The sequence below is a fragment of the Carboxylicivirga linearis genome, from assembly GCF_018271995.1.
Lineage (GTDB): Bacteria > Bacteroidota > Bacteroidia > Bacteroidales > Marinilabiliaceae > Carboxylicivirga > Carboxylicivirga linearis.
Genome location: NZ_JAGUCO010000066.1, coordinates 1 through 2982, shown reverse-complemented (window position 1 = coordinate 2982; position 2982 = coordinate 1). Strand labels below are relative to the sequence as shown.

Genomic DNA, 2982 nt, shown 5'->3' with positions numbered 1-2982 from the left:
TCAATCACCTTACCCATATTACGATCATTGATCAGGGCTGTCTTTTCTTCATTGGTAAAGGTATGCCCCATAAACTGATCGGGAATATACATCCGCTGTATGGGATGAATCCTCACTTTTACTTCATCCCCTTCGCGATGCAGACGGATTTTTGCCGGAAGGCGATAAGTCTCATCATTAATCTTAGCATTGACCGTATACAGTTTCTGCGAACGGAATCCATTAAGAAAATCAGTTAACTCACGTTGATCCATCTTCTCCATAAAGTCTCTCTTTACCCCTGCCTTCTCCAACTGATTCAAAGGCACATCTTCTAATTTGTAACGAGTGTTTTGTTCCATATCAACATCATTTAAATTAAACCTGTTTCAGACCATCTGACCAATTATCTCAGCCCGTATGACCTGTATGTCATTTCGTATTCTATTGCGATTATTATCCAGTACTTTTTTCCGATCATCAAAACGATAATAAACCGGCATTTCAGGATTTCTTTTGCCTTTTACAGCTTCTATGTTTCGATCTGATTGAATAAAGGCATTGAAGCTTTTATGCTTGACAGGATATTGAAAACTATCAGCCACCTGCCCCACCATATGTCCTTGCGCCAGAGTTGAGATGCGACCTTCCGGCACGAGATAATCCATCTGGGTAGATATAGTGGATGATTGTCTGATGCGATCAATACTCAGGGATTGCCTTTGCTGCAGCACCTTACCCATACGATTCTGGATATATCGGGCTGTTTCACCTGTTGCCTGCCCCGAGAATACGTTACCAATGTTTGTCAGAACCGCATTGGCCGCTTCCTTGCCATAGTCACGCATCAGCTGATCAACGGTTTGAATCCCCAGTAGAGTGCTTATTTTATTACTTCTTGCAGTGGCAATCAAGGTATCCAGCCCCCTGAAATAAATGGTAGGCAGCTCATCAAAAATCAATGATGTCGGTTGCTGATTCTTACGGTTAATAATCTTCAGCATGCGGGTTACAAACAATGACAATATGGCCCCGTACATCTCTATTCGCAAAGGATTATTTGCCAGGCAAAGAATTTTGGGATCATCCGCATTATTTATATCCAGTGTAAAATCATTGCCCGAACAGATCCAGTAAATCTCCGGTGTTATTATTTTTGATATTGCAATCTTCAAGCTTCCCAATTGTCCTTCCAGCTGTTCCCCTGCTCCTCTCTGATGAGCATTCACAAACGGATTGATCACATTGGTCACATCCGGTTCGGAAGACATAATAGCAAACAAATCATCATAATCCAGTTGCAGCAATTCAATGGCATGAGGTAAGGTACAGAATCTTCCATCTTTATATCGCTTCAAAAACCATATTACTGCTGCCAGAAAAGTAACCGCTGACTCAGAGAAGAATTCTCCCTGTTTACGGATCCACTCCTTATTCAGATTATATAGTATGGTAGCCGAAGCCTCAAAGGCATCTATCTGACTATCCATAAATTCGGGTGCTAAAGGATTACAACGAAGACTGGAACAAACATTATCCGGATTTATCACACAGAAGCGCATTTTTCTTTTTGTATTTCCGTTGATTCGTTTTCTTAGATAAGAGTAATAAGCCAATGATGATAGGTCGGGATATTTAAAATCATACAAACACATGGCAAATCCCTTCTTCAGGTGTTGAAAGATAAATGGTCGAACCACACTGTATGATTTACCCGATCCCGGTGTTCCAATCACCATAGTGGCTCTGAACGGATTCACAATATTGATCCATCCTTCCCGCTTTTTGTTTTGATAAGTATACTCTGTTGAAAGGTTAACTGAATAACTATTCTGAATCAAACTTTCTTCCTGTTCAAAGCTCTCATTGTTTTGGTTAAAACGATCCTTCATCAGATTAACATTGATCAGTTGGGATACATTATCAAAACCAATGTTGAGCATAACAAAACCGACCAATGAAAACATCATATATGCCAACGGTTGAAAATCAATAAACCTTAATGCAATCCAGTACATGGTCAATCCCAACACGATCTGGACTGTTATGGCAGATATGGATAAGTCCGGATCTTTCTTCCCCCGGGTCCCCACACAGGTAACAAACAATACTGACAAGAGAACCCATTTGGAAGTAATCGGATCCGACAGAAAAACCAGTCTTTGAAGCTCTTTAAAAGCAAAATCCAGTTCTTTCTGATATATTCCATATTGCCTGAAATAATCCTTACATATGATATAAAAAGATATCAGCAAAAGCAGATAGGACATAAAACGAAAGCCTTCATGCAAGCGAATCAGATATTGCCCTTCAGAATGAGACATGGTTTCTTTCCTTATGAATGGGTATTTAGTTCCTTTGCTTTAGTGATAGCTTTATTCTTAATATCCAAGTTCATATCCCTTCCGGTAAAACTGTCACTTTCTTCCTTCAGAATAATTCTGACGATTTTATGTTCAGGTATGGTAAAAGCTTTAAATACAACCACTACAGTCGCCCTATCGCCGGGCTCAATACTCTTAAAATCACCGGCTACTTTTACAGGATAGATAGGATACTCCTGGCTATTAGATGCTTTTTTCGTCTTTCTATCCTGCATTAGAAACAGCAGGTTTTGAGTACTATAAATGATGTTGGAGGAATTCTTAATACTTAATCGCATAAATATCAGGTCCTTTTTCACTCCTATTTCATCCAGTGCAAATTCAATATTATCAACTGTGGATTGTTCCACTTTTGAACGTTTCTTCTTTTGTTTGAGACTTTTTATACATTGTTCAGTCTGATCAGGTGCCAATTCGGAGCAGGCAACGGATCCAAGTAAATCGCCTTTAAAATGATTGATATCCGCATTAAGAATCAGATCATTTGAATACCCAACTTCAAAACAATAAAGCCGCCCATTGCTGATCAGACTCATTGAGCACTTTCCTTCAAATTCCTGCAGAGCCTTAAACCGAAGAACATGAGGATAATGTTCCAATGGCTCCGCAAGCAGCTTTT

General features: G+C 39.5%; 3 protein-coding genes. All 3 read right to left on the bottom strand.

The window, feature by feature from the left end; translation table 11 throughout:
- The coding region (locus tag KEM10_RS23495; protein ID WP_212220735.1) for a DUF4099 domain-containing protein at window positions 1-341 on the bottom strand (341 nt) is incomplete at its 3' end.
- A gap of 27 nt (window positions 342-368) precedes the next feature.
- Complete coding sequence (locus KEM10_RS23490; RefSeq protein WP_212220732.1) at window positions 369-2303, bottom strand: YWFCY domain-containing protein; 1935 nt, start codon at window positions 2301-2303, stop codon at window positions 369-371.
- An 11-nt stretch (window positions 2304-2314) separates the two neighbouring features.
- A partial coding sequence (locus KEM10_RS23485; RefSeq protein ID WP_212220729.1) for a DUF4138 domain-containing protein occupies window positions 2315-2982 on the bottom strand: 668 nt, incomplete at its 5' end.

What these genes read in the sequence shown, in the direction of transcription:
- KEM10_RS23490 (WP_212220732.1), bottom strand. Translation starts at nt 2,303, where the DNA reads ATGTCTCATTCTGAAGGGCAATATCTGATTCGCTTGCATGAAGGCTTT.